This window comes from Mycolicibacterium celeriflavum, from assembly GCF_010731795.1.
Taxonomy (GTDB): Bacteria; Actinomycetota; Actinomycetes; order Mycobacteriales; family Mycobacteriaceae; genus Mycobacterium; species Mycobacterium celeriflavum.
In genome coordinates this window covers 2,573,923-2,591,814 of record NZ_AP022591.1, presented here as the reverse complement: position 1 = coordinate 2,591,814, position 17,892 = coordinate 2,573,923, and the positions used below count along the sequence as shown (strand labels likewise).

At 68.2% G+C, this 17,892-nt stretch carries 18 protein-coding genes and 1 tRNA gene; 11 read left to right on the top strand and 8 right to left on the bottom strand.

Annotated features, from left to right (window positions below; genetic code table 11):
• Positions 1 to 48 precede the first annotated feature (48 nt).
• Positions 49 to 435 (bottom strand): DUF2237 family protein, encoded by a 387-nt coding sequence (locus G6N18_RS12675; protein WP_067224235.1) that lies wholly within the window; start codon positions 433 to 435, stop codon positions 49 to 51.
• Positions 436 to 524: 89 nt separating this feature from the next.
• Between G6N18_RS12675 and G6N18_RS12670 the strand changes: the two genes are divergently transcribed.
• Positions 525 to 1,775 (top strand): KasA/KasB family beta-ketoacyl-ACP synthase, encoded by a 1,251-nt coding sequence (locus G6N18_RS12670; protein ID WP_083003102.1) that lies wholly within the window; start codon positions 525 to 527, stop codon positions 1,773 to 1,775.
• Here G6N18_RS12670 and G6N18_RS12665 read toward each other — a convergent pair.
• From G6N18_RS12665 to G6N18_RS12655, 3 genes are all read right to left on the bottom strand, one after another.
• Positions 1,769 to 2,650: a cyclopropane mycolic acid synthase family methyltransferase gene (locus tag G6N18_RS12665; RefSeq protein ID WP_165757344.1), complete on the bottom strand. Its 882-nt coding sequence runs from the start codon at positions 2,648 to 2,650 to the stop codon at positions 1,769 to 1,771. The genes G6N18_RS12670 and G6N18_RS12665 overlap by 7 nt on opposite strands.
• An 86-nt stretch (positions 2,651 to 2,736) precedes the next feature.
• The gene (locus G6N18_RS12660) at positions 2,737 to 3,681 is read right to left on the bottom strand and encodes a cyclopropane mycolic acid synthase family methyltransferase (protein WP_083003108.1); all 945 of its coding nucleotides are present in this window, start codon (positions 3,679 to 3,681) and stop codon (positions 2,737 to 2,739) included.
• Positions 3,682 to 3,804: 123 nt separating this feature from the next.
• The gene (locus tag G6N18_RS12655; protein WP_083003111.1) at positions 3,805 to 6,180 is read right to left on the bottom strand and encodes a lysylphosphatidylglycerol synthase transmembrane domain-containing protein; all 2,376 of its coding nucleotides are present in this window, start codon (positions 6,178 to 6,180) and stop codon (positions 3,805 to 3,807) included.
• Positions 6,181 to 6,298: 118 nt separating this feature from the next.
• Between G6N18_RS12655 and G6N18_RS12650 the strand changes: the two genes are divergently transcribed.
• A complete protein-coding gene (locus G6N18_RS12650; protein ID WP_083003115.1) occupies positions 6,299 to 7,678 on the top strand; it encodes a cytochrome P450 in 1,380 nt (459 codons plus the stop codon).
• A 6-nt stretch (positions 7,679 to 7,684) separates the two neighbouring features.
• On the opposite strand, the gene G6N18_RS12645 is transcribed toward G6N18_RS12650, so the two are convergent.
• Positions 7,685 to 8,203, bottom strand: coding sequence for a hypothetical protein (locus tag G6N18_RS12645; protein ID WP_083003118.1), 519 nt, complete (start codon positions 8,201 to 8,203; stop codon positions 7,685 to 7,687).
• Between the two features lie 124 nt (positions 8,204 to 8,327).
• Positions 8,328 to 9,425, bottom strand: a complete 1,098-nt coding sequence (locus tag G6N18_RS12640) for a DNA topoisomerase subunit B (protein WP_133052466.1) — start codon at positions 9,423 to 9,425, stop codon at positions 8,328 to 8,330.
• Positions 9,426 to 9,695: 270 nt separating this feature from the next.
• On the opposite strand from G6N18_RS12640, the gene G6N18_RS12635 reads away from it, so the two are divergent.
• From G6N18_RS12635 to G6N18_RS12630, 3 genes are read left to right on the top strand one after another with little or no spacing between them, the layout of a single operon-like run.
• Positions 9,696 to 10,061: a hypothetical protein gene (locus tag G6N18_RS12635; protein WP_163689751.1), complete on the top strand. Its 366-nt coding sequence runs from the start codon at positions 9,696 to 9,698 to the stop codon at positions 10,059 to 10,061.
• Between the two features lie 56 nt (positions 10,062 to 10,117).
• Positions 10,118 to 10,258, top strand: a complete 141-nt coding sequence (locus G6N18_RS24250; protein ID WP_165606488.1) for a hypothetical protein — start codon at positions 10,118 to 10,120, stop codon at positions 10,256 to 10,258.
• The gene (locus G6N18_RS12630; RefSeq protein WP_067224258.1) at positions 10,255 to 10,731 is read left to right on the top strand and encodes a DUF5994 family protein; all 477 of its coding nucleotides are present in this window, start codon (positions 10,255 to 10,257) and stop codon (positions 10,729 to 10,731) included. The genes G6N18_RS24250 and G6N18_RS12630 overlap by 4 nt, the downstream gene beginning before the upstream one ends.
• 6 nt (positions 10,732 to 10,737) lie before the next feature.
• Here G6N18_RS12630 and selD read toward each other — a convergent pair whose 3' ends face one another.
• Complete coding sequence (selD, locus tag G6N18_RS12625; protein WP_083003129.1) at positions 10,738 to 11,751, bottom strand: selenide, water dikinase SelD; 1,014 nt, start codon at positions 11,749 to 11,751, stop codon at positions 10,738 to 10,740.
• A gap of 30 nt (positions 11,752 to 11,781) precedes the next feature.
• On the opposite strand from selD, the gene G6N18_RS12620 reads away from it, so the two are divergent.
• Positions 11,782 to 11,876 (top strand) — tRNA-Sec (locus G6N18_RS12620).
• Positions 11,877 to 11,935: 59 nt separating this feature from the next.
• Here the strand turns inward: G6N18_RS12620 and G6N18_RS12615 are convergent.
• On the bottom strand, positions 11,936 to 12,460 hold the full coding sequence (locus tag G6N18_RS12615; protein WP_083003236.1) for a DUF488 domain-containing protein: 525 nt from the start codon (positions 12,458 to 12,460) through the stop codon (positions 11,936 to 11,938).
• Positions 12,461 to 12,592: 132 nt separating this feature from the next.
• On the opposite strand from G6N18_RS12615, the gene selA reads away from it, so the two are divergent.
• From selA to G6N18_RS12590, 5 genes are all read left to right on the top strand, one after another.
• Positions 12,593 to 13,873, top strand: coding sequence for an L-seryl-tRNA(Sec) selenium transferase (gene selA / locus G6N18_RS12610; protein WP_083003132.1), 1,281 nt, complete (start codon positions 12,593 to 12,595; stop codon positions 13,871 to 13,873).
• On the top strand, positions 13,861 to 15,546 hold the full coding sequence (locus G6N18_RS12605) for a selenocysteine-specific translation elongation factor (protein WP_083003135.1): 1,686 nt from the start codon (positions 13,861 to 13,863) through the stop codon (positions 15,544 to 15,546). Before selA ends, G6N18_RS12605 begins: the two co-directional genes overlap by 13 nt.
• Positions 15,547 to 15,567: 21 nt before the next feature.
• Entirely contained in the window at positions 15,568 to 15,930 is a 363-nt protein-coding gene (locus G6N18_RS12600) for a PadR family transcriptional regulator (RefSeq protein ID WP_083003138.1), read from the top strand.
• On the top strand, positions 15,930 to 17,273 hold the full coding sequence (locus G6N18_RS12595) for a permease prefix domain 1-containing protein (RefSeq protein WP_083003239.1): 1,344 nt from the start codon (positions 15,930 to 15,932) through the stop codon (positions 17,271 to 17,273). Before G6N18_RS12600 ends, G6N18_RS12595 begins: the two co-directional genes overlap by 1 nt.
• A gap of 63 nt (positions 17,274 to 17,336) precedes the next feature.
• On the top strand, positions 17,337 to 17,891 hold the full coding sequence (locus tag G6N18_RS12590; protein ID WP_083003141.1) for a hemerythrin domain-containing protein: 555 nt from the start codon (positions 17,337 to 17,339) through the stop codon (positions 17,889 to 17,891).
• Position 17,892 lies beyond the last annotated feature (1 nt).

Genomic DNA, 17,892 nt, shown 5'->3' with positions numbered 1-17,892 from the left:
GCGCTAACGGTATGCCGAGCCGCGTGCGGCCGCCGCCGGAACGGCGCGCTACAACGACCCGAGGTCGTCGGGCACGTCGACCGCATATTCGCGCAGCGCCTCCAGCGAGATCACCTCGAGCGTGCGCTCGTGCGTCGACGCCAGCACCACCGGCGCGGCGAAGCCGTCCTGATGGGCCTTCAACCAGTTCACCGCGGTGACGCACCAGCGGTCGCCCGGTTGCAGACCGGGAAAGCGGTACTCCGGACGCGGGGTGGACAGATCGTTGCCGATCGAACGCTGATGGCGCAGGAACTCAGCGGTCACCACCGCGCAGATCGTGTGGCTGCCGAGGTCCTCGGGGCCCGTCGAACAGCAGCCGTCGCGGTAGAAACCGGTCATCGGGTCGGTGCCGCACGGCTGAAGCGGCTCGCCGAGCACATTGAGTTCAACCACAAGTCGTCCAAGCGTCCGGGGGGTCCTAAGGTATTCAGTGATACCTCAACATATTCAGCTGGCGTGTGAACGGACAGAGGAGCACCCGGGTGGCCGCGCTCAAGACTGGCGACGCATTCCCCGACGTCGTGGTGACCGCTGTCGTCTCGACCACGTCGCTGGCGGCCGACGCCGAGGACACCTGGCAGCAGCTACAGCAGGGCCGAAGCGGTATCCGGCCCCTCGACAAGTGGTTCGTCGAGGAGTTCGACTCGCCCGTGCGAATCGGCGGGGCCATCCGGGAGGATCTCGACGAACAGCTCGGGCGGGTGGAGCGGCGCCGGACGTCGTACATGCAGAAGATGTCCACCATCCTGAGTCGCAGGCTCTGGGCGGCCGCAGGCGAGCCCGAGGTCGACACCCGACGGTTGGCGGTCTCGGTCGGGCTCGCGCTGGGCAGTACCGAGGAGATCCCCCTGCAGCACGACCTCTGGCGGCAGAAGGGGCTGCGTGCGGTCTCCCCGCTGACCGTGCAGATGTACATGCCGAACGGCGCGGCCGCCGCGGTCGGACTGGACCGTCAGGCGAAGGCCGGCATCATCTCACCGGTGATGGCCGACTCCTCGGGCGCCGCGGCCATCGCCCAGGCGTGGCGGCACCTGATCCTCGGCGAGGCCGACGTCATGATCTGCGGCGGCGTCGAGACCCACATCGAGGCGGTGCCCGTCGCGGCGTTCTGCATGCAAGACCTGCTGTCGACCAACAACGACGACCCGGCCGGTGCGTGTCGTCCGTTCGACCGGAACCGCGACGGCATGGTGTTCGGTGAAGGCGGCGCGTTGATGCTCATCGAAACCGAGGAGCACGCCAAAGCGCGCGGCGCGAAACCCCTGGCCCGGCTGATGGGCGCGGGCCTCACCTCCGACGGCTACGACGACGTCAAGCCCGATCCCGACGGCCTGCGGGCCGGCGACGCGATCACCCGGGCGGTCGAGTTGGCCGGGCTGACACCCACGGACATCGACCACATCAACGCCCACGCCACCGGAACGGTCTTCGGCGACCTGGCCGAGGCCCACGCGATCCGCAACGCTTTCGGCGACCACGCGCCCGCGGTGTATGCACCGAAGGCGGCGTTGGGCCATTCGCTGGGCGCTGCCGGCGCGATCGAGGCCGTGTTGACGGTCCAGGCGCTGCGCGACGGGGTGATCCCGCCGACGCTCAACCTCAAGGATCGCGATCCCGAGATCGACCTCGATGTCGTCGCCGAAAGCCCGCGGCGCGGCGACTACCGCTACGCGATCACCAACTCGTTCGGCCTCGGCGGCCACAACGTGGCGCTCGCCTTCGGCGCCTACTGAGCCTTGGTCAGGGTGAACTGCCCGACGTAGCTGACGTTGCGCTGGAAGAAGTCGGAGCATCCGACGAGGTACTTCATGTACCGGTCGTAGACCTCCTGCGACGTCACCGCGATCGCCTGGTCCTTGGCGGCCTCCAGTTTCTCCGCCCACGTGTCGAGCGTGCGGACGTAGTGCGGGGTCATCGTGTCGAGCTCCTCGACGGTGAAGCCGGCGTTGCCCGCGAACTCGTAGACGTCGTCGTCGCAGGGCACGGCGCCGCCGGGAAAGATCTCCTTGGCGATGAACCGCATGAACTTCAAGTCCGACATCACGATCGGGATCCCCAGCTCGGGCCAGCGCTTGAGCGGGTGCCCCATGATCGTCTGCAGCACCATCCGGCCGTCGGCGGGCATGAGCCGGTAGCACGTGTCGAAGAACGCCTTGTACTTCGACTTGGGCCACGCCTCGAACGCCTCGATGGACACGATGCGGTCCACCGGCTCGTCGAACTCCTCCCAGCCCTTGAGCAGCACCCGCCGCGAGCGGTCCGTCTCGACCGCGTCCAGGACCTGTTGGCCGAGCGCGCATTGATTGCGGCTGAGCGTCAGCCCGACGACGTTGACGTCGTAGGTCTCGATCGCGCGCTTCATCACCGAGGCCCAGCCGCAGCCGACGTCGAGCAGCGTCATCCCGGGCTGCAGGTCGAGCTTGCCGAGCGCGCGATCGATCTTGGCGATCTGCGCCTCTTCGAGCGACATGTCGTCGCGCTCGTAGAACGCGCAGCTGTAGGTCCGCGTCGGATCCTGGAAGAGACCGAAGAAATCGTTCGAGAGGTCGTAGTGCGCCTGAACGTCCTCGTAAGCCACCTTCATCGTGGTTCCCGAACTATCCGACATCTTCGATTGGCCTCCTATGCGGGTGTTACGTGACCCCGACGACCGCGTAACGACCAACTTATATATCGCACTTTTCCCTAAACTGGCTAAGCAGCCGCCTTCTCGCAGGTGAACTGTGCGACGTCCGTGTAGCCCTCCCGGAAAAGATCGGCGCAACCGGTCAGGTATTTGCGGAATCGCTCATAGATCTGCTCGGAGGTGATCGCGATCGCCTCGTCCTTCTTGGCCTCGAGGTTGGCTGCCCAGGTGTCCAGCGTCTTGACGTAGTGGGGCTGCAGGTGCTGTTCCCGGGTCACCGTGTAGCCGGCCTTGTTTGCGTGCTCCCGCACCATCGACGCCAGTGGCAAACGCCCGCCGGGGTAGATCTCGTCCATGATGAACTTGATGAATCTCACGCGGGACATCGTCAGCGGCAGGCCCTTGGCCTTGATCTCCTCATCCTCCGGAATGATGATCGTGTGTAGCATCATCACCCCGTCGTCGGGCAACCAGCTGAACGTCTTCTTGAAGTAGTCGTCGTACTTGCCGAAGCCGAAGTGCTCGAACGCGCCGATCGACACGATCCGGTCGACCTTGCCCTCGAACTCCTCCCAAGGCTGCAGCCGGACTTCCATCTTCCGGTCGCTCTTGAGCTGGGGGAACCAGAAGTCCTCGATGTGCTGCTTCTGGTTCTCCGAGAGCGTCAGGCCGATGACGTTGACGTCGTATTTCTCCACCGCCCGCGCGATCGTCGAGCCCCAACCGCAGCCGATGTCGAGCAGCGTCATGCCGGGCTGCAGGCCGAGCTTGCCCAGGGACAGGTCGACCTTGGCCCGCTGCGCCTGCTCCAGCGTGTAATCGTCACGCTCGAAGTACGCGCAGCTGTAGGTCTGGGTGGGGTCCTGCCACAGCTTGAAGAAGTCGTTGGAGATGTCGTAGTGGAACTGGACTTCGTTCTTGTCCGAGCCCCGGGCCTCCGACGCAGATTTCGACAGCCACTTCGACTGTGCCTCTGGTGCCGAGCTGTGCTTTGTTCCTGATGTTCCTGTCACGGTCCGCCCTTAATGCAATCGAGGGATCGACTGTTCAACTATCGCGCAGGCTGTTCGACACGATGTGACGACATTACCTCCAGTGGCCGGTCGGTCGGCACCGGAGGAGGGGTCGACACCAGCCTAAATTTTCGCGTTCCTGGTCATCCACCGCATCACCTGCCAGCCGGCGAACACCGGCAGCCAGATCGTCAGCACCCGGTACAGCAGCACCGACGGCACGGCCACCGCTGCGGGCATGCCGAATGCGGCCAATCCGCCGATCAGCGCCGCCTCGACCGCGCCGATGCCGCCGGGCGTCGGTGCCGCCGAGGCCAGCGTGCCGCCGATCATCGTCACGACGGTGACGGTGACGAACGAGGTGTCGCCGCCGAACGCCTCGATCGCCGCCCACAGCGCGAACGCGTTACCGAGGGTGGTCGCGGCGCACCCCGCCATGATCACCGCCAGCCGGCGGGGTTCGCGGGCCAGCGCGACGAGGTGGCCGATCATCTCCTGCAGTCGCGGCCGCACCGACGTCGCCAGCCAGTTCCGCAGTTTCGGCACCAACAGGAACGTGCCGATCAGCCCCAGCAGGACACCGCCGATCAGGTACAGCAGCGTGGCGCTCGGGACGAACTGGGACAGATCGGCCGATACGCCCGCCGCGGTGGAGAAGAAGACGAGCAGACCGAGGTGGGTGATCACCTGGACCGACTGCTGCAGCGCGACGGCGGTGGTGGCGCGCATCGGGCTGACGCCGCCCTTCTGCAGGTACCGGGCCGACAGCGCCAGCCCCCCGACGCCGGCGGGCGTCGTCGTGGCCGCGAACTTGTTCGCGACCTGCATGACGACCAGACCCCGCAGGTTCACCAGCCCGTCCGCACACGCCCAAAGTGCTGCTGCCGCACCGAGATAGGTCAGGCTCGACGCCGCCAGGCCCAGCAGCGCCCACCACCAGTTCGCGGTGCGCAGTTCGGTGATGAACGTCGGCACCGAGGACAGGAACGGATAGGCGACGTAGACCAGCGCGGCGAGCAACACCAACTGGATCACCTGGCCGCGGGTGAACCGCGTGACCGTCTCGGTGCGGATCTCGTCGACGCGGGTCTGGCGCTTGACCTCGTCGCGCGCGGCGGAGATCACGGCTTTTGCGTCTGCTACGGAATGCCGGATGCCCGGTGGCATCGCGGCCGAGGTCAACCGCCGCGACGCGGTCAGCACGGCGTCCTTGCCGAATGCGTCGATCGCCGCGCGCACCGCCGAACTCGCGTCGTACAGATACGTCGTGGTCACCAGCAACTGGGCGATGTCGGTGCGTAGCTGGGCATCGGTGGCGCCGTACTCGGCGTAGTCGAACCCGCCGAACAGCACGGTGTCGTCGTCGACGGTGATCTCGCTGCTGCGCAGGTCGCCGTGCGAGATCTGGCAGTCGTGCAGTTCGCGTAGCGATTCCCACACGCGCCCGTCAGGTACCGACTCGACGCACTCGTTGATCGGTATGCCGCGCGGTGGGGTGTGCGCATAAAGCGTCCAGCCCCGGTCGAGCGCTGCGACGGCGATCGTCGAGGTGTTCGCGATCTTGAGCTCGCCGATCGCGATGGCCATCAGCGCACGGTGTTCGACCAGGCGGCGCATCGACGCGTGCAGCGGCGCGGTCTCACGGTCGCGCAGCCGCACCTTGCGCCACAGTTGCAGCAGCACGCCGCCGCCGCGCTGATGTGGGCCGTACAGCTCCATCACCGCCGTCGACTGTTGCTCCTCGCAGGTGGCGTTGAGCAGCAGCGGGCCGGCGCCGGCGGGCCGCACCACATGCATGCCGGAAACGGAGCAGCCGCGGCGGGCCATCGCCCGCACGGCGCCGTCGAGTGGCACCTCCAGCCCGGGCGTGCCCACGACGAGCACGACCAGCGCGCCGACGAACCAGCCGACGGCCAACCCGAGCAGCGAGCGGGCCGGCACCACCGCGCTGATCATCAGGTGGATCGGCACGAACGCCAGCAGCAGCGCCCACCACCAACGCCGCCAGCGGGTCGGCAGCCACGGCCCCGACACGGTGAGCACCGCGGCGAGCATCGCGATCCAGCGGGGGTCGTCGACGAACTGCGAGGAGAACGTGTCGAGCCGGTCCGACAGGTCGAAGTGCCACCGCGGCGCCGTGAGCCCGAAGCCGCTGATCGACAACGCCAACCCGGCGATGGCGGCGGCCGCGGCGTAGGCGCCGAGCAGTTTCCACTGCCGCGACAGGATCAGGCCGACGAGAATCACGAACGGCAGCGCGACGATCGCTATGCCGTAGACGAGGTAGACCAGGTCCGCCTGGGTCGGGGTCAACACGGCGACGATCTCGGAGATCGAGCGTTCCAGCGCGACCCACTCGTTGCGGGTGATCAGCGAGCTGGTGACGACGACCGCGAGGAACAGCGCGGCCAGCACGACGCGGACGATGTCGTTGGTCCGCCTCGTCAAAGGCTGCAGCAGGCTGCCCGAGACGGTGATGTCCCGCCCGTCAACGCGCATGAGTCAACGATCTTCTCCAGTTGGGGGCCACGTCGGTAGCGACCCGCCGACAACTTAACCGGTGTCCTGTGCCGATGAGCCATTCCGCCGAGCGCGTTGCCGACGTACTCTATTAGGCATGAGTCCAACAAAGGAGACTGCACTGCCGCCGGGGCCTCGGCTCCCGTCGTTCGCGATGCTGTTGCTGATGATGCGGTGGTGGACGCCGATCGTGTCGATCTGCCAGCGCCGCTACGGCAAGGTCTTCACGCTGGCCAACTCCATGGTCGGCCCGATGGTCTACCTCGGCGACCCGGCCGATATCAAGACCGTGTTCGCCGGTGACCCGCGGATCTATCATGCGGGCGAGGCGAATTCGATGCTGGCCGGACTGCTCGGGGACAGCTCGGTGTTGGTGGTCGACGACGATGTGCACCGCGAGCGCCGCCGGCTGATGATGGCGCCGTTCCACCGCGACGCCGTCGCGCGGCAGGCGGATGTGATGGCCGAGATCGCCGCGGACAATATCGCCGGTTGGCCGGTGGGTAAGCCGTTCGCGGTGGCACCGAAGATGTCGGAGATCACGCTCGAGGTGATCCTGCGGACGGTGATCGGCGCGAGCGACCCGGCGCGGTTGGCGGCGCTGCGCGAAGTGATGCCGCAGCTGTTGAGCGTGGGGCCGTGGGCGTCGCTGGCGATCGCCAAGCCGAAGCTGCTCAATCACCGGTGGTGGAACCGGTTGCGCGCCAACATGGCCGAGGCCGACCGGCTGTTGTATGCGGAGATCGCCGACCGCCGCGCCGACCCGCACCTCGCCGAACGCATCGACGCGCTGGCGATGTTGGTGCGGTCCGGCGTCGACGAGGGGGCCGGCATGAGCGACCGGGAACTGCGCGATCAGCTGATGACGCTGCTGGTGGCCGGCCACGACACGACCGCGACCGGGCTGTCGTGGGCGCTGGAGCGGTTGACCCGCCACCCGGATGTGCTCGCAAAGGCGGTGCGCGCGGCCGAATCCGGCGACGACGAATACCTCGACGCGATCGCCAAGGAGACGCTGCGGATCCGTCCGGTGGTGCCCGACGTGGGCCGGACGCTGACCGAGCCGGTCGACATCGGCGGGTACCGGCTGCCCGCGGGTGTCATGGTGGTGCCGAGCATCTCGCTCGTGCACGACAACGCCGACATCTACCCCGAGCCCGACCGCTTCGATCCGGACCGGATGGTCGGCGTGACGCTGAGCCCGACGACGTGGCTCCCGTTCGGCGGCGGCAATCGGCGTTGTCTCGGTGCGGGATTCGCGATGGTGGAGATGCGGGTGGTGCTGCGCGAAGTGCTGCGCCGGGTCGAGTTGGCGACGACCACCGCGGCGGGCGAGCGCCAGAAGCTCAAGCACGTGATCATGACGCCGCACCGCGGCGCGCGAATCACCGTGGCGGCCAAGAAGGTTGCCGGTTCGACGGCGGCGGGTCAGGGTGCATCCAGATCCGCCACCGCCGACACGTCATCGGCTACGTAGGACCACTCAGGGGATGTCGGTGGCGGGCACGCCGCCGCAACCGACGCCCGGAATGCAGCCGGCGGCGCCCTGCGGTCCTGCCGCGCCGGAGGGGCCGCCGGGGATTGCGCCTGCTGCGCCCTCGGGTCCGGCGACGCCGCCCGGCCCGCCGGGAATGGTGCCTGCGGCGCCCTCGGGTCCGGCTGCGCCCGCCGGGCCGCCGGGGATCGCGCCCGCCGCGCCCTCGGGTCCAGCCGCGCCGCCAGGTCCACCCGGAACGGCGCCGGCCACAGCGGGCGCGCCCGGTGGAGGCGGCGGAGGCGGCGGGACCCAGGCGCCCGGCATCGGAGCGGGCGCTGGTGCGGGTGCGGGAGCCGGCGCTGGTGGGGCGGCCGCGCAGCTCGTGCCGTCAGGGTCGACACAGCCCGACAAGCCACCGGTCGGAAGGAACGACGGCGAAGCGAAGCCCACGGGCGCGGCAGCGATCGCGGCTGCGGCCGCGCCGGCCACGAGAAGCGGTGAAAACTTCGTCACGTTGATCAACATGCCGGTGCATTAACCCCTACCGAGAGGCTTCAAACATTGCCTTTTTCCGCGAGCGGGCGTGTCTGCACAAGACACGCCGCGCCAGAACAGCAGTTTGCGCACGCTCGTCGGGGCTCGAGCGACCTCAACCCCTACAGTGGCTCCGCCGCGGCATGCGGGCCGAGTAATACGCCGCGATTGCCTTGTTGGCGATGGAATCGGCGGCCTGCGGGTTGGCCTCCAGCCAATGAGTCAGATGGCCATCACAGAGCGCGTAGATGAGCGACAGCACCTGCGGGCTGAGTCGCTCGGAAGGACTCCTGGGCGTTGCGGCACTGTGCCTCACGTCGATCACCGCCGCCAACCCTTCCGAGACGTCATCGGGAACCAGATCGGGGACTGCGGCGCGAAGCCGGACGCGATCCTCGACATGCTTGACCAGCGGACCGGCCACCGCCTTGGTTACGGCATCGGTGATCGCTTCCTCGTGCACGCTGGCTCGTGGCGAACCCGCGAAGTTGTCGAACGCGTGGATTGCCCGGCTATAACTCGCCGTCCACTGCATTGCGATCTCGACCTCGAAACCGTCTCGCTGGCCTGACAAATGAATAGTGTTCGGGTGCAACGGAAACCTGGTGCGGCTCAGGTGTTTGACGTAATCCACCAATCCGCCGGGATAGCGAAACGTGCGGGGTTTGAGAGCACCCGTTCGTCGCTGATCGACGACATCGATGGTCAGCCCCCTGCTCAGGAACGCGATCTGTTGGAGTCGCCTCACGGCCGCAATGACGTCGGCGTCCGTCATCTCGCAGACCAAGGATTCGGCCCAGCACCGCACGGTCGTGCCTGTCTTGGCGGTTACGCCTCGGCGCTCGAGGGCTCCGGGCACCCCGAACTCGTAACGCTGGAACCAAACACAACCGTCGCGGTGGATTTCAACGTCGAGCCAGGCGGGAAGGGAATTCCGCTCCGAAGGCTCGTCGGCGTAGGGGGCAGCGAGATCTGGCGACGCGGTCTTGCCCGCCAGTTCCGAAAGGAAGTCGTCGTGGAGTGCGGACATGACGATGCCGGCGGTCGAGTCGGAAGCATCGTCGACGACTTGGACGCCACCGTCAGCGAGCAACGTCACCGCGACGGTGGTCCCGCCGTTGGCCGTCGCGTCTTCGGCGGCGCGGGCGATGACATCCCAGACCAGACGATGCAACCCGTCTTCGAATCGGAAATCGTCGAGCGGACGGCTCACGAAGTAATCGTCATCGTCTGCAAGCAATTCGCCGGAAACGGTGCTTGCCCAATCCAATGGTTTCGGATTTGCGACGACACAGTGGTGCGCGCCGCCCAGCCATGGGAAAACTGCAACTTCACAACATCGGCCGCAGACGGGCCACCCCGAAGAGAACTGCTTCACTACCGCATTTTACCGGCTTGAACTGCGCAAAGCCACCACAGTAGCGGCGATTGCAAAGCGTCGCTGGCAAACATGATGTAACTTCAATCGACACATGATGCGGGGTTGGCCGCTGTCGAGGGGCTAATAGAGACGGTGGATGCGACGCCATTCGGGCACTACCAGCTGCAGCAGCTGATCGGCCGCGGAGGTATGGGCGAGGTCTACCGCGCCTACGACACCAGAACCGATCGCATCGTCGCGCTGAAGGTGTTGCCGCCCAGCATGGCCGCCGACGAGACGTTCCAACAGCGCTTCCGCACGATCGCGCTCATGTGGGGTGTCGAGAAGGGGCTGATTTCCGCCGCAGATCAACGGCGCGACCCGCTGAGCATCGACGTCGGCACCGCGGGGTGTAACCTGGGAGCAGACCTTCTCCGGTTAGCAGCCCATCGAAAGATCTTTTCGAAAGCCGATGAGCCTGCGATTTGACACCGCGCGCCACGTTCGACATCGGCCGCAGCGGAACGTAACGAAGGACTTGTTCCATGAAGTCGTACGACCTGTTCTCCCATCCCCAGAAACCCGAATTCGTCTCCAGCGAGGACGACTCCGACGAACCCGTGACCAACCCCGAGTTCTCCGATCGGCCAGACCGGGATTCGTCTGTAACCACACCGCCCGCATGAACGGCCTGACCGGCGCGCGTCGACTGGCGCGGCCCGTCCGCCTCGTGCTGGCGCCGGAACTCGGCTCGGATATCGACGGCGCGTGGTGGCCCCACACCGGCTCGGTGGCCGGTGAACTGCCCGACCTCATCGAAACGCTGCACAAGACGCTCGGCGAGATCATCGACATCAGGGTGAACTGGGCGGCCACCGAGGGCACGCTGGACTTCAACTCGATTCTGTCCAGCACCCGGTCGAAGAACAGCGGCCCGCGTCGGCCTCATCGGTTGATGATGGTCGTCGGTCGCGACGCTTCGGCGAAACTGCTTGTGGTTCCGCATATGACGACGCCCGCGCTCGGCGCGATGGTCATGCGGTGCGCGGTGGGCCGGTTGAATCACGGTTCGCCGCCGGACGGCCAGTGGACCGAGGCCGCCGACACCGTCGTGCGCGACGCCCGGGCCGACAGTTCCGCGTGGGTGTGTCGGACGTAAAGCCGCTCAGCGCACCACGATCGAGTGCGCGCCGCGCGGCACCAGTTCCCCGATGACCGCCGCACCGGGGATCTCACCGGCGATCAGCAGACCGCCCGAGGTCTGGGCGTCCGCCAGCAGCAGCGCCTCGTCCTCGTCGACCGCTGTCAGGTCGACGTGCGGGGCCACCCAGTCGAGGTTGCGCCGTGTTCCGCCGCTGACATAGCCGGCCGCCAACGCATCCCGCGCGCCGTCGAGGTAGGACACCGCCGTGCTGTCGATCACCGCCGTGACGCCGCTGGCGCGGGCCAGCTTGTGCAGATGGCCCAGCAGCCCGAAACCCGTTACGTCAGTTGCGCATTCGATGCCGGCAGCAACAGCGGCCTGGGCGGCGTCGGCGTTCAGCGTCGTCATCAGCTCGACGGCCGCGGGGAACGTCTCGCCGGTGTTCTTGTGGCGGCTGTTGAGCACCCCGACGCCCAGCGGCTTCGTCAACGTCAGCGGCACGCCGGCCTTACCGGCGTCGTTGCGCAGCAACCGATTCGGATCCGCGATGCCCGTGACGGCCAACCCGTACTTCGGCTCCGGATCGTCCACGCTGTGCCCGCCGGCCAGATGGCAGCCCGCGGCCACGCACATGTCCATGCCGCCGCGTAGCACCTCTGCCGCCAACTCGAACGGCAGCACGTCGCGCGGCCAGCCCAGCAGGTTCACCGCGACGACCGGCCGCCCGCCCATCGCATACACATCCGACAGCGCGTTGGCGGCCGCGATCCGGCCCCAGTCGTAGGCGTCGTCGACCACCGGGGTGAAGAAGTCCGTCGTCGCGATCAGCGCGACCCCGTTGTCGATACGCACCGCCGCCGCGTCGTCGCCGTCGTCGAGCCCGACGAGCAGTTCGCCGACCGGATCCCGCGGCGCGGCGTGGGTCAGTCCCCGTACGACGTCCTCGAGCTCGCCGGGCGGGATCTTGCATGCGCAGCCGCCGCCGTGCGCGTACTGGGTCAGCCGGTAGGTCGTCTGCTCGGTCACGGCCTCCATGGTGCCTGGCATGATCGGGCGGTGGGTCAGGGAGGCGTATCCGGTCTGGTGACCGGCGCGGTCTTCAAAATCGCTGAGCGGCAGATCCTGTCGCTGGCGGGTTCGATTCCCGTCCGCCTCCGCCACCGTTTGACGGTGGTTTCGGTGTAGCGGGTCGCGCCCATCGCGACCGGCGACACCGAAATCACGGTGCGTCCCACACCACCAGCCCGTCGTCGCGGATCCGCGCGCCCTCCGACGGCGAATGCGGAACCACCCGGCCGTCGTGCATGAGGTGCCCGACCGGCACTGACAGCCGCAGCACCGCCACGTCGGCGACGATTCGCCGGTGGCACCGCCACCACACCGACTCGCTGCACATCATCGCGGTGTGCTGTCGTTTCGACTGCTCGACGAGGTCGCCCAGCGCGTCGGCGAATTCGTCGGTGCGGGTGTAGGCGGCGTAGGCGGCGAACTGCTTCACCCGCCACCACGGGTCCTCGGTCTCGGTGCCGGCGGGCAGGCTCCGGCGCCCGCCCAACCGCTGATCCCAGCGGTAGTCCAGCCCCGCCTCCCGCGTCCACCCGGCGATCGCGGTCGTCTCCACGTCGGGGTTGTGCCTGCTGTTCGGGTAGCGACGGATGTCGACGAGCGCCTCGACGCCCGCCTCCTTCAGCAACCGCGCGAGCGCCGATTTGTCCAGCGCACCGTGCCCCACCGACATCAACATGTGATCGGTGTACCCGATCGCGGCCATGGGCCATGATTGCCTCATGAGCCGGCGGGGCGCATACGTATGCGATTTCGGTGTAAGCAGTCGCGGTCAGCGCGACCAACTACACCGAAATCCCCGGGGCGCCCGATGACCGATCCCCGCCGACGCGTGCCGCGCACCGACGTCCTGCTCGCCGATCCGCGCCTCGCCGAGGCGTCGCGGGTGCTGGGCCGTACGTTGGTCAAAACCGTTGTCGCGCAATCACAACAGCGGGCACGATCCGGTGAGATCGAGCCGGAGCGGGTCGCCGACGACGCGGTCGCGGCGCTGCCGACGAGTGCGGCCACGCTGCGTCCGGTCATCAACGCGACCGGCGTCGTCGTGCACACCAACCTCGGACGCGCGCCGCTGTCGCAGGCCGCGGTCGACGCGATCGTCACCGCGAGCGGCGCCACCGACGTCGAGTTCGACCTCGAAACCGGTCGCCGGGCCCGACGCGGCCGCGGCGCGCTCACCGCGCTGGCCCGGGCAGTCCCAACCGCCCAAGGCGTGCACGTGGTCAACAACAACGCCGCCGCGCTGCTGCTCACCGCGATGACGCTGGCGCCGGGCAAGGAGATCGTCGTCAGCCGCGGCGAGCTCATCGAGATCGGCGACGGCTTCCGGCTGCCCGAGCTGCTGGAGTCGACCGGTTCGCGCATCCGCGAGGTCGGCACCACCAACCGCACCCACCTGCGTGATTACGCCGACGCGCTCGGTCCCGACACCGGGTTCGTCCTCAAGGTGCACCCGTCGAACTACTCGCTCACCGGCTTCACCTCGACGGTCGGCGTCCGCGAGCTGGCCGAACTCGACGTGCCGCTGGTCGCCGACATCGGGTCGGGCCTGCTCGCCCCGCATCCACTGCTGCCCGACGAGCCCGACGCCACCACGATGCTGCGCGACGGCGCCGACCTCGTCACCGCGAGCGGCGACAAGCTGCTCGGCGGGCCGCAGGCGGGTCTGCTGCTCGGCGACGCCGAGCTCATCGAGCGGCTGCGACGCCACCCTGCGGCGCGGGCGCTGCGCGTCGACAAGCTGACGCTGGCAGCGTTGGAGGCCACGCTGGTCGGCCCGCCGTCACCGGTGTTGCAGGCGCTGGACGCCGACGTGGCCGAACTCCGGGCGCGTGCACAGACGCTCGCCGCGCAACTGCCCGACGCGAAGGCCGTCGAATGCATCGCCGCGGTCGGCGGCGGCGGCGCTCCCGACGTCGCGCTGCCGAGCGCCGCGGTCAGCCTGCCCGAGTCCTACGCCGCGCCGCTGCGCACCGGGACGCCCGCGGTGGTCGGCCGGCTCGAAGCCGGCCGCTGCCTGCTCGACCTGCGCACCGTCGCCCCCGCCGACGACAGCCTGCTCGCCGAGGCGGTGCTGGCGTGTACGTCGTAGCCACCGCCGGCCACGTCGACCACGGCAAGTCCACGCTCGTCGAACGGCTCACCGGCATGTGGCCGGACCGGCTGGCCGAGGAGCAGCGCCGCGGGCTGACCATCGACCTCGGCTTCGCCTGGACGACGCTCGACGGGCGGGAGATCGCGTTCGTCGACGTGCCGGGCCACGAGCGGTTCGTCGCGAACATGCTCGCGGGGGTCGGACCGGTCCCGGCAGTCGTGTTCGTCGTCGCCGCGACCGAGGGCTGGATGCCGCAGTCCGACGAGCACCTCGACGCGTTGCGGGCGCTCGGGGTCCGGCACCTGCTGGTGGTGATCAGCAAGGCCGACCTCGCCGACCCCGAAGGCGCGGTCGCACAGGTGCGCGAGCGACTGGCCGACGCGCCGGTCGTCATAGGCACTGACCTGAATGCCGTTCGTGCACAGATTGTCTCGCTCGTCGACGGACTGCCTACTCCCGACCGCGACGCCGACGTGCGGCTCTGGGTGGACCGCTCGTTCACCGTCCGGGGCGCGGGCACCGTGGTGACCGGGACACTGGCGGCGGGCACGCTGCGCGCCGGCGACGAACTCGAGCATGCGGGTCGACGGGTCACGGTCCGCGGCCTGCAGTCGCTGGGCCGAGACCGCTCGGAGGTCGGCGCGGTGGCGCGCGTCGCGGTGAACCTGCGCGGCGTCGACCACCGGCACATCGGTCGCGGCGACACCGTCCGGACCCCGCGCGCGTGGCTGGACACCGCCGAAATCGACGTGCTGTTGCGGGTGCCCAGTGAATCGCACCGACTGCACCGGCAGCTGGTGTTGCACATCGGGTCGGCGGCGGTGCCGGTGCATGTACGCCCGCTGGGCACGGCGAGCGCCCGGCTGCGGTTGGCGCGGCCGCTGCCGTTGCGGGTGGGCGACATCGGGCTGCTACGCGACGCCGGCGAACACCGCATCGTCGCGGGCGTCGAGGTGCTCGACGTCCGGCCGCCGGCGCTGCGGCGTCGTGGCGCGGCACGCGAACGCGGCGAGGAGCTGGCGACCGGACGCGTGCGCCGGCCGACGTGTGCTCGCGCTGATGAATTGCGCGCCATGGGATTTGATACCGGCGGCACCCGGGTCGGCGACTGGGTCGTCGACGACGAGTGGTGGGCGCAACGGCGTCAACAGATGATGACAGCCGTCGCACGGTGGGCCGCCGAACACGACGTCGCGGCGGGCATGCCGCTGGAGACGCTGCGGCAGCAGACAGGTCTGCCGGCCGCTGAAATGCTGCCTCCGCTGTTGGAAGGCACCCAAATGCAGGTCGTCGACGGAGTGGTGCGCCAGCCCGGTGTGGGGCTGCCCGGGCGCGTCGACAAGGCGGTGCGGACGGTGGAGGAGTGGCTGGCCGCCGAGCCGTTCCGGGCCCCGGAGGCCGACGAGTTGGCCGACCTCCAGCTGGGACCGCGCGAACTCGCGGCAGCGATCCGCGCGAAGCGGTTGACCAGGATCGCCGACGGCGTGGTGCTCGGCCCGGACGTATTCGACCGCGCCGCAGCGGTTCTCAACGCGTTGCCGCAGCCGTTCACCGTCGCCGAGGCCAAGCGCGCGATGAACACCACCCGACGGGTCGCGGTGCCGCTGCTGGAACGGCTCGACGCGCTGAAGGTCACCCGCCGTAACGAAGACGGGACACGCAATACCTAGAGCTGCTAGGCTAGCGGCGCTATGTATATCGACAAGGATCTGGTGGCGGCCTCGGCGACGCCGCTGGTGCTGGGCATCCTCGCCGACGGCGAGTCCTACGGATACGCGATCTTGAAGCGGGTGCAGGAGTTGTCCGGCGGGCGGATCCAATGGACGGACGGAATGCTGTATCCGCTGCTGCATCGGCTCGAGCGCCTGGGATATGTGACCGCGACGTGGGGCGTCTCCGACAGCGGGCGACGGCGCAAGCACTACGCGATCACCGACGCCGGTCGAAACATGCTCGCCGAGCGGCGAACTCAGTGGGAGGCCGTGGCGCAAATGCTCGACCAGGTGTGGCGCAGTGTCCCGCTGCCTCCCACCGCGGCCCAGGGATGGGCGTGATGGACGTCGACGTCGGCTTGGAATCACAGATCGGTCAGTGGCGCGGCTACGTCGAGCGTCATCGGGCGATCTCGGCGGCAGACGCCGACGAGATGGAAGACCACCTGCGCAACCAGATCGCCGATCTGTCCTCCGCCGGACTGATGAGCGACGAGGCCTTTCTGGTCGCGGTCAAGCGCATGGGCAACGTGCACAGCATCTCCCGCGAATTCGCGCAGGAACATTCCGACCGGCTGTGGAAGCAGTTGGTCCTGACGGGCGCACCGGGCGCCGATGGGCGACAGCAGCGGAGCGAACTGTTCGTCGTCCTGGCGCTCGCGCTCGGCGGCGCGGTGGCGCTCAAGGCCGGATCGGCCGTGCTCGCGGAGGAGGTGTTCGCCCGCAATGCCGGCCTTTTCGTGCTTCCGTTCCTGATCGGCTATTTCGTCTGGAAACGCCGGGTGGGCTTGCGCGTGATCGCGGCACTGACACTGCCGTTCGTCGCGGCGGCCGTCGTGCTCAACGTGTACCCGTTCGATCCCGATGGCGCGACTGCGGTGATCGCGACGATCCACGCGCCCATCGCGTTGTGGTTCGCTGTCGGGTTCGCCTACGTCGGTGGCAAGTGGCGATCCGACCGGCGGCGAATGGATTTCATCCGGTTCACCGGCGAGTGGGTGGTGTACCTCACCCTGCTGGGCCTCGGCGCCGGCGTGCTGATCGCGTTGACGGTCGGCGCGTTCGAGGCGCTGGGCACCGATGTCGAGTGGGCCATCGAGGACTGGATCGTGCCGATCGGCGTGGCGGGCGGAATCGTCGTCGCCGCATGGCTCGTCGAAGCCAAACAGAACGTGGTGGAGAACATCGCGCCCGTGCTGACCCGGGTGTTCACCCCGCTGACCACGATCATGCTGCTGGTGCTGCTCGCGTCGTTCATCGCGAACGGCAGCCTGGTCGACGTCGACCGGAACCTGTTGATCCTGATGGACCTCATCCTGGTTCTAGTCCTCGGTCTGCTTCTGTACGCGATCTCCGCCCGCGACCCGTTGGCGCCGGCGGACCTGTTCGACCGACTGCAGCTCGTGCTCGTGATCAGCGCACTGGCGGTCGACGTGCTGATGTTGGTCGCGATGCTCACGCGCATAGCGGAATTCGGCTTCACGCCGAACAAGGTGACCGCGCTCGGCTTGAACCTGGTGCTGCTGGTCAACCTGTCGTGGTCGGCATGCCTGCTCGTCGGTTTCCTGCGTGGCCGGCGCGATTTCGCCTCCATGGAACGCTGGCAGACTCGCTACCTTCCCACCTTCGGGATCTGGGCGGTGCTGGTCGTCCTCGTCATCCCGCCGGTGTTCGGATTCGCATAGCGCGTATCGGCCAGGTTTGGCCGCCCACCACGCGGGTAGCCGCCTCAGTCGAGGAGGGTGACCATGGCTGATACCGGAAACATCGTCGACGACATCATCAGCGACCATCGCGAGTTCGAAAGCGTCTTCACCGAGATCGAATCCAGCGGTGACCCGCACAGCCAACCCGATCTCGTCGAGCACGTGATCGCCGGCATCGTCCGGCACGCCGTCGCCGAGGAGCAGTACCTGTATCCGGCCGCCAGGAGTGTGCTGCCCGACGGTGACAAGCTCGCCGATCACGAGTTGAAAGAGCACGCCGAGGCCGAGGAGATCATGAAGGCCATCGAGAAGGCCGGCACCGACGACCCCGAGTACGACGATCTGGTGCGAAAGCTCATCGGCGAGATCCGCCATCACATCGAGGACGAGGAGAACGACATGCTCGCCGAGCTGCGCGATTCCTGCCCGCCCGAGGAGCTGCACGAGCTGAGTGAGAAGTTCCAGCGCGCCAAGGCAATGGCGCCGACACGGCCGCACCCGCTGGCGCCCGATCACCCGCCGGCCAACAAGATCCTCGCACCGGGCGCGGGTCTGGTGGACCGGTTGCGCGACGCCCTCAGCGGGCGCAACACCTGAC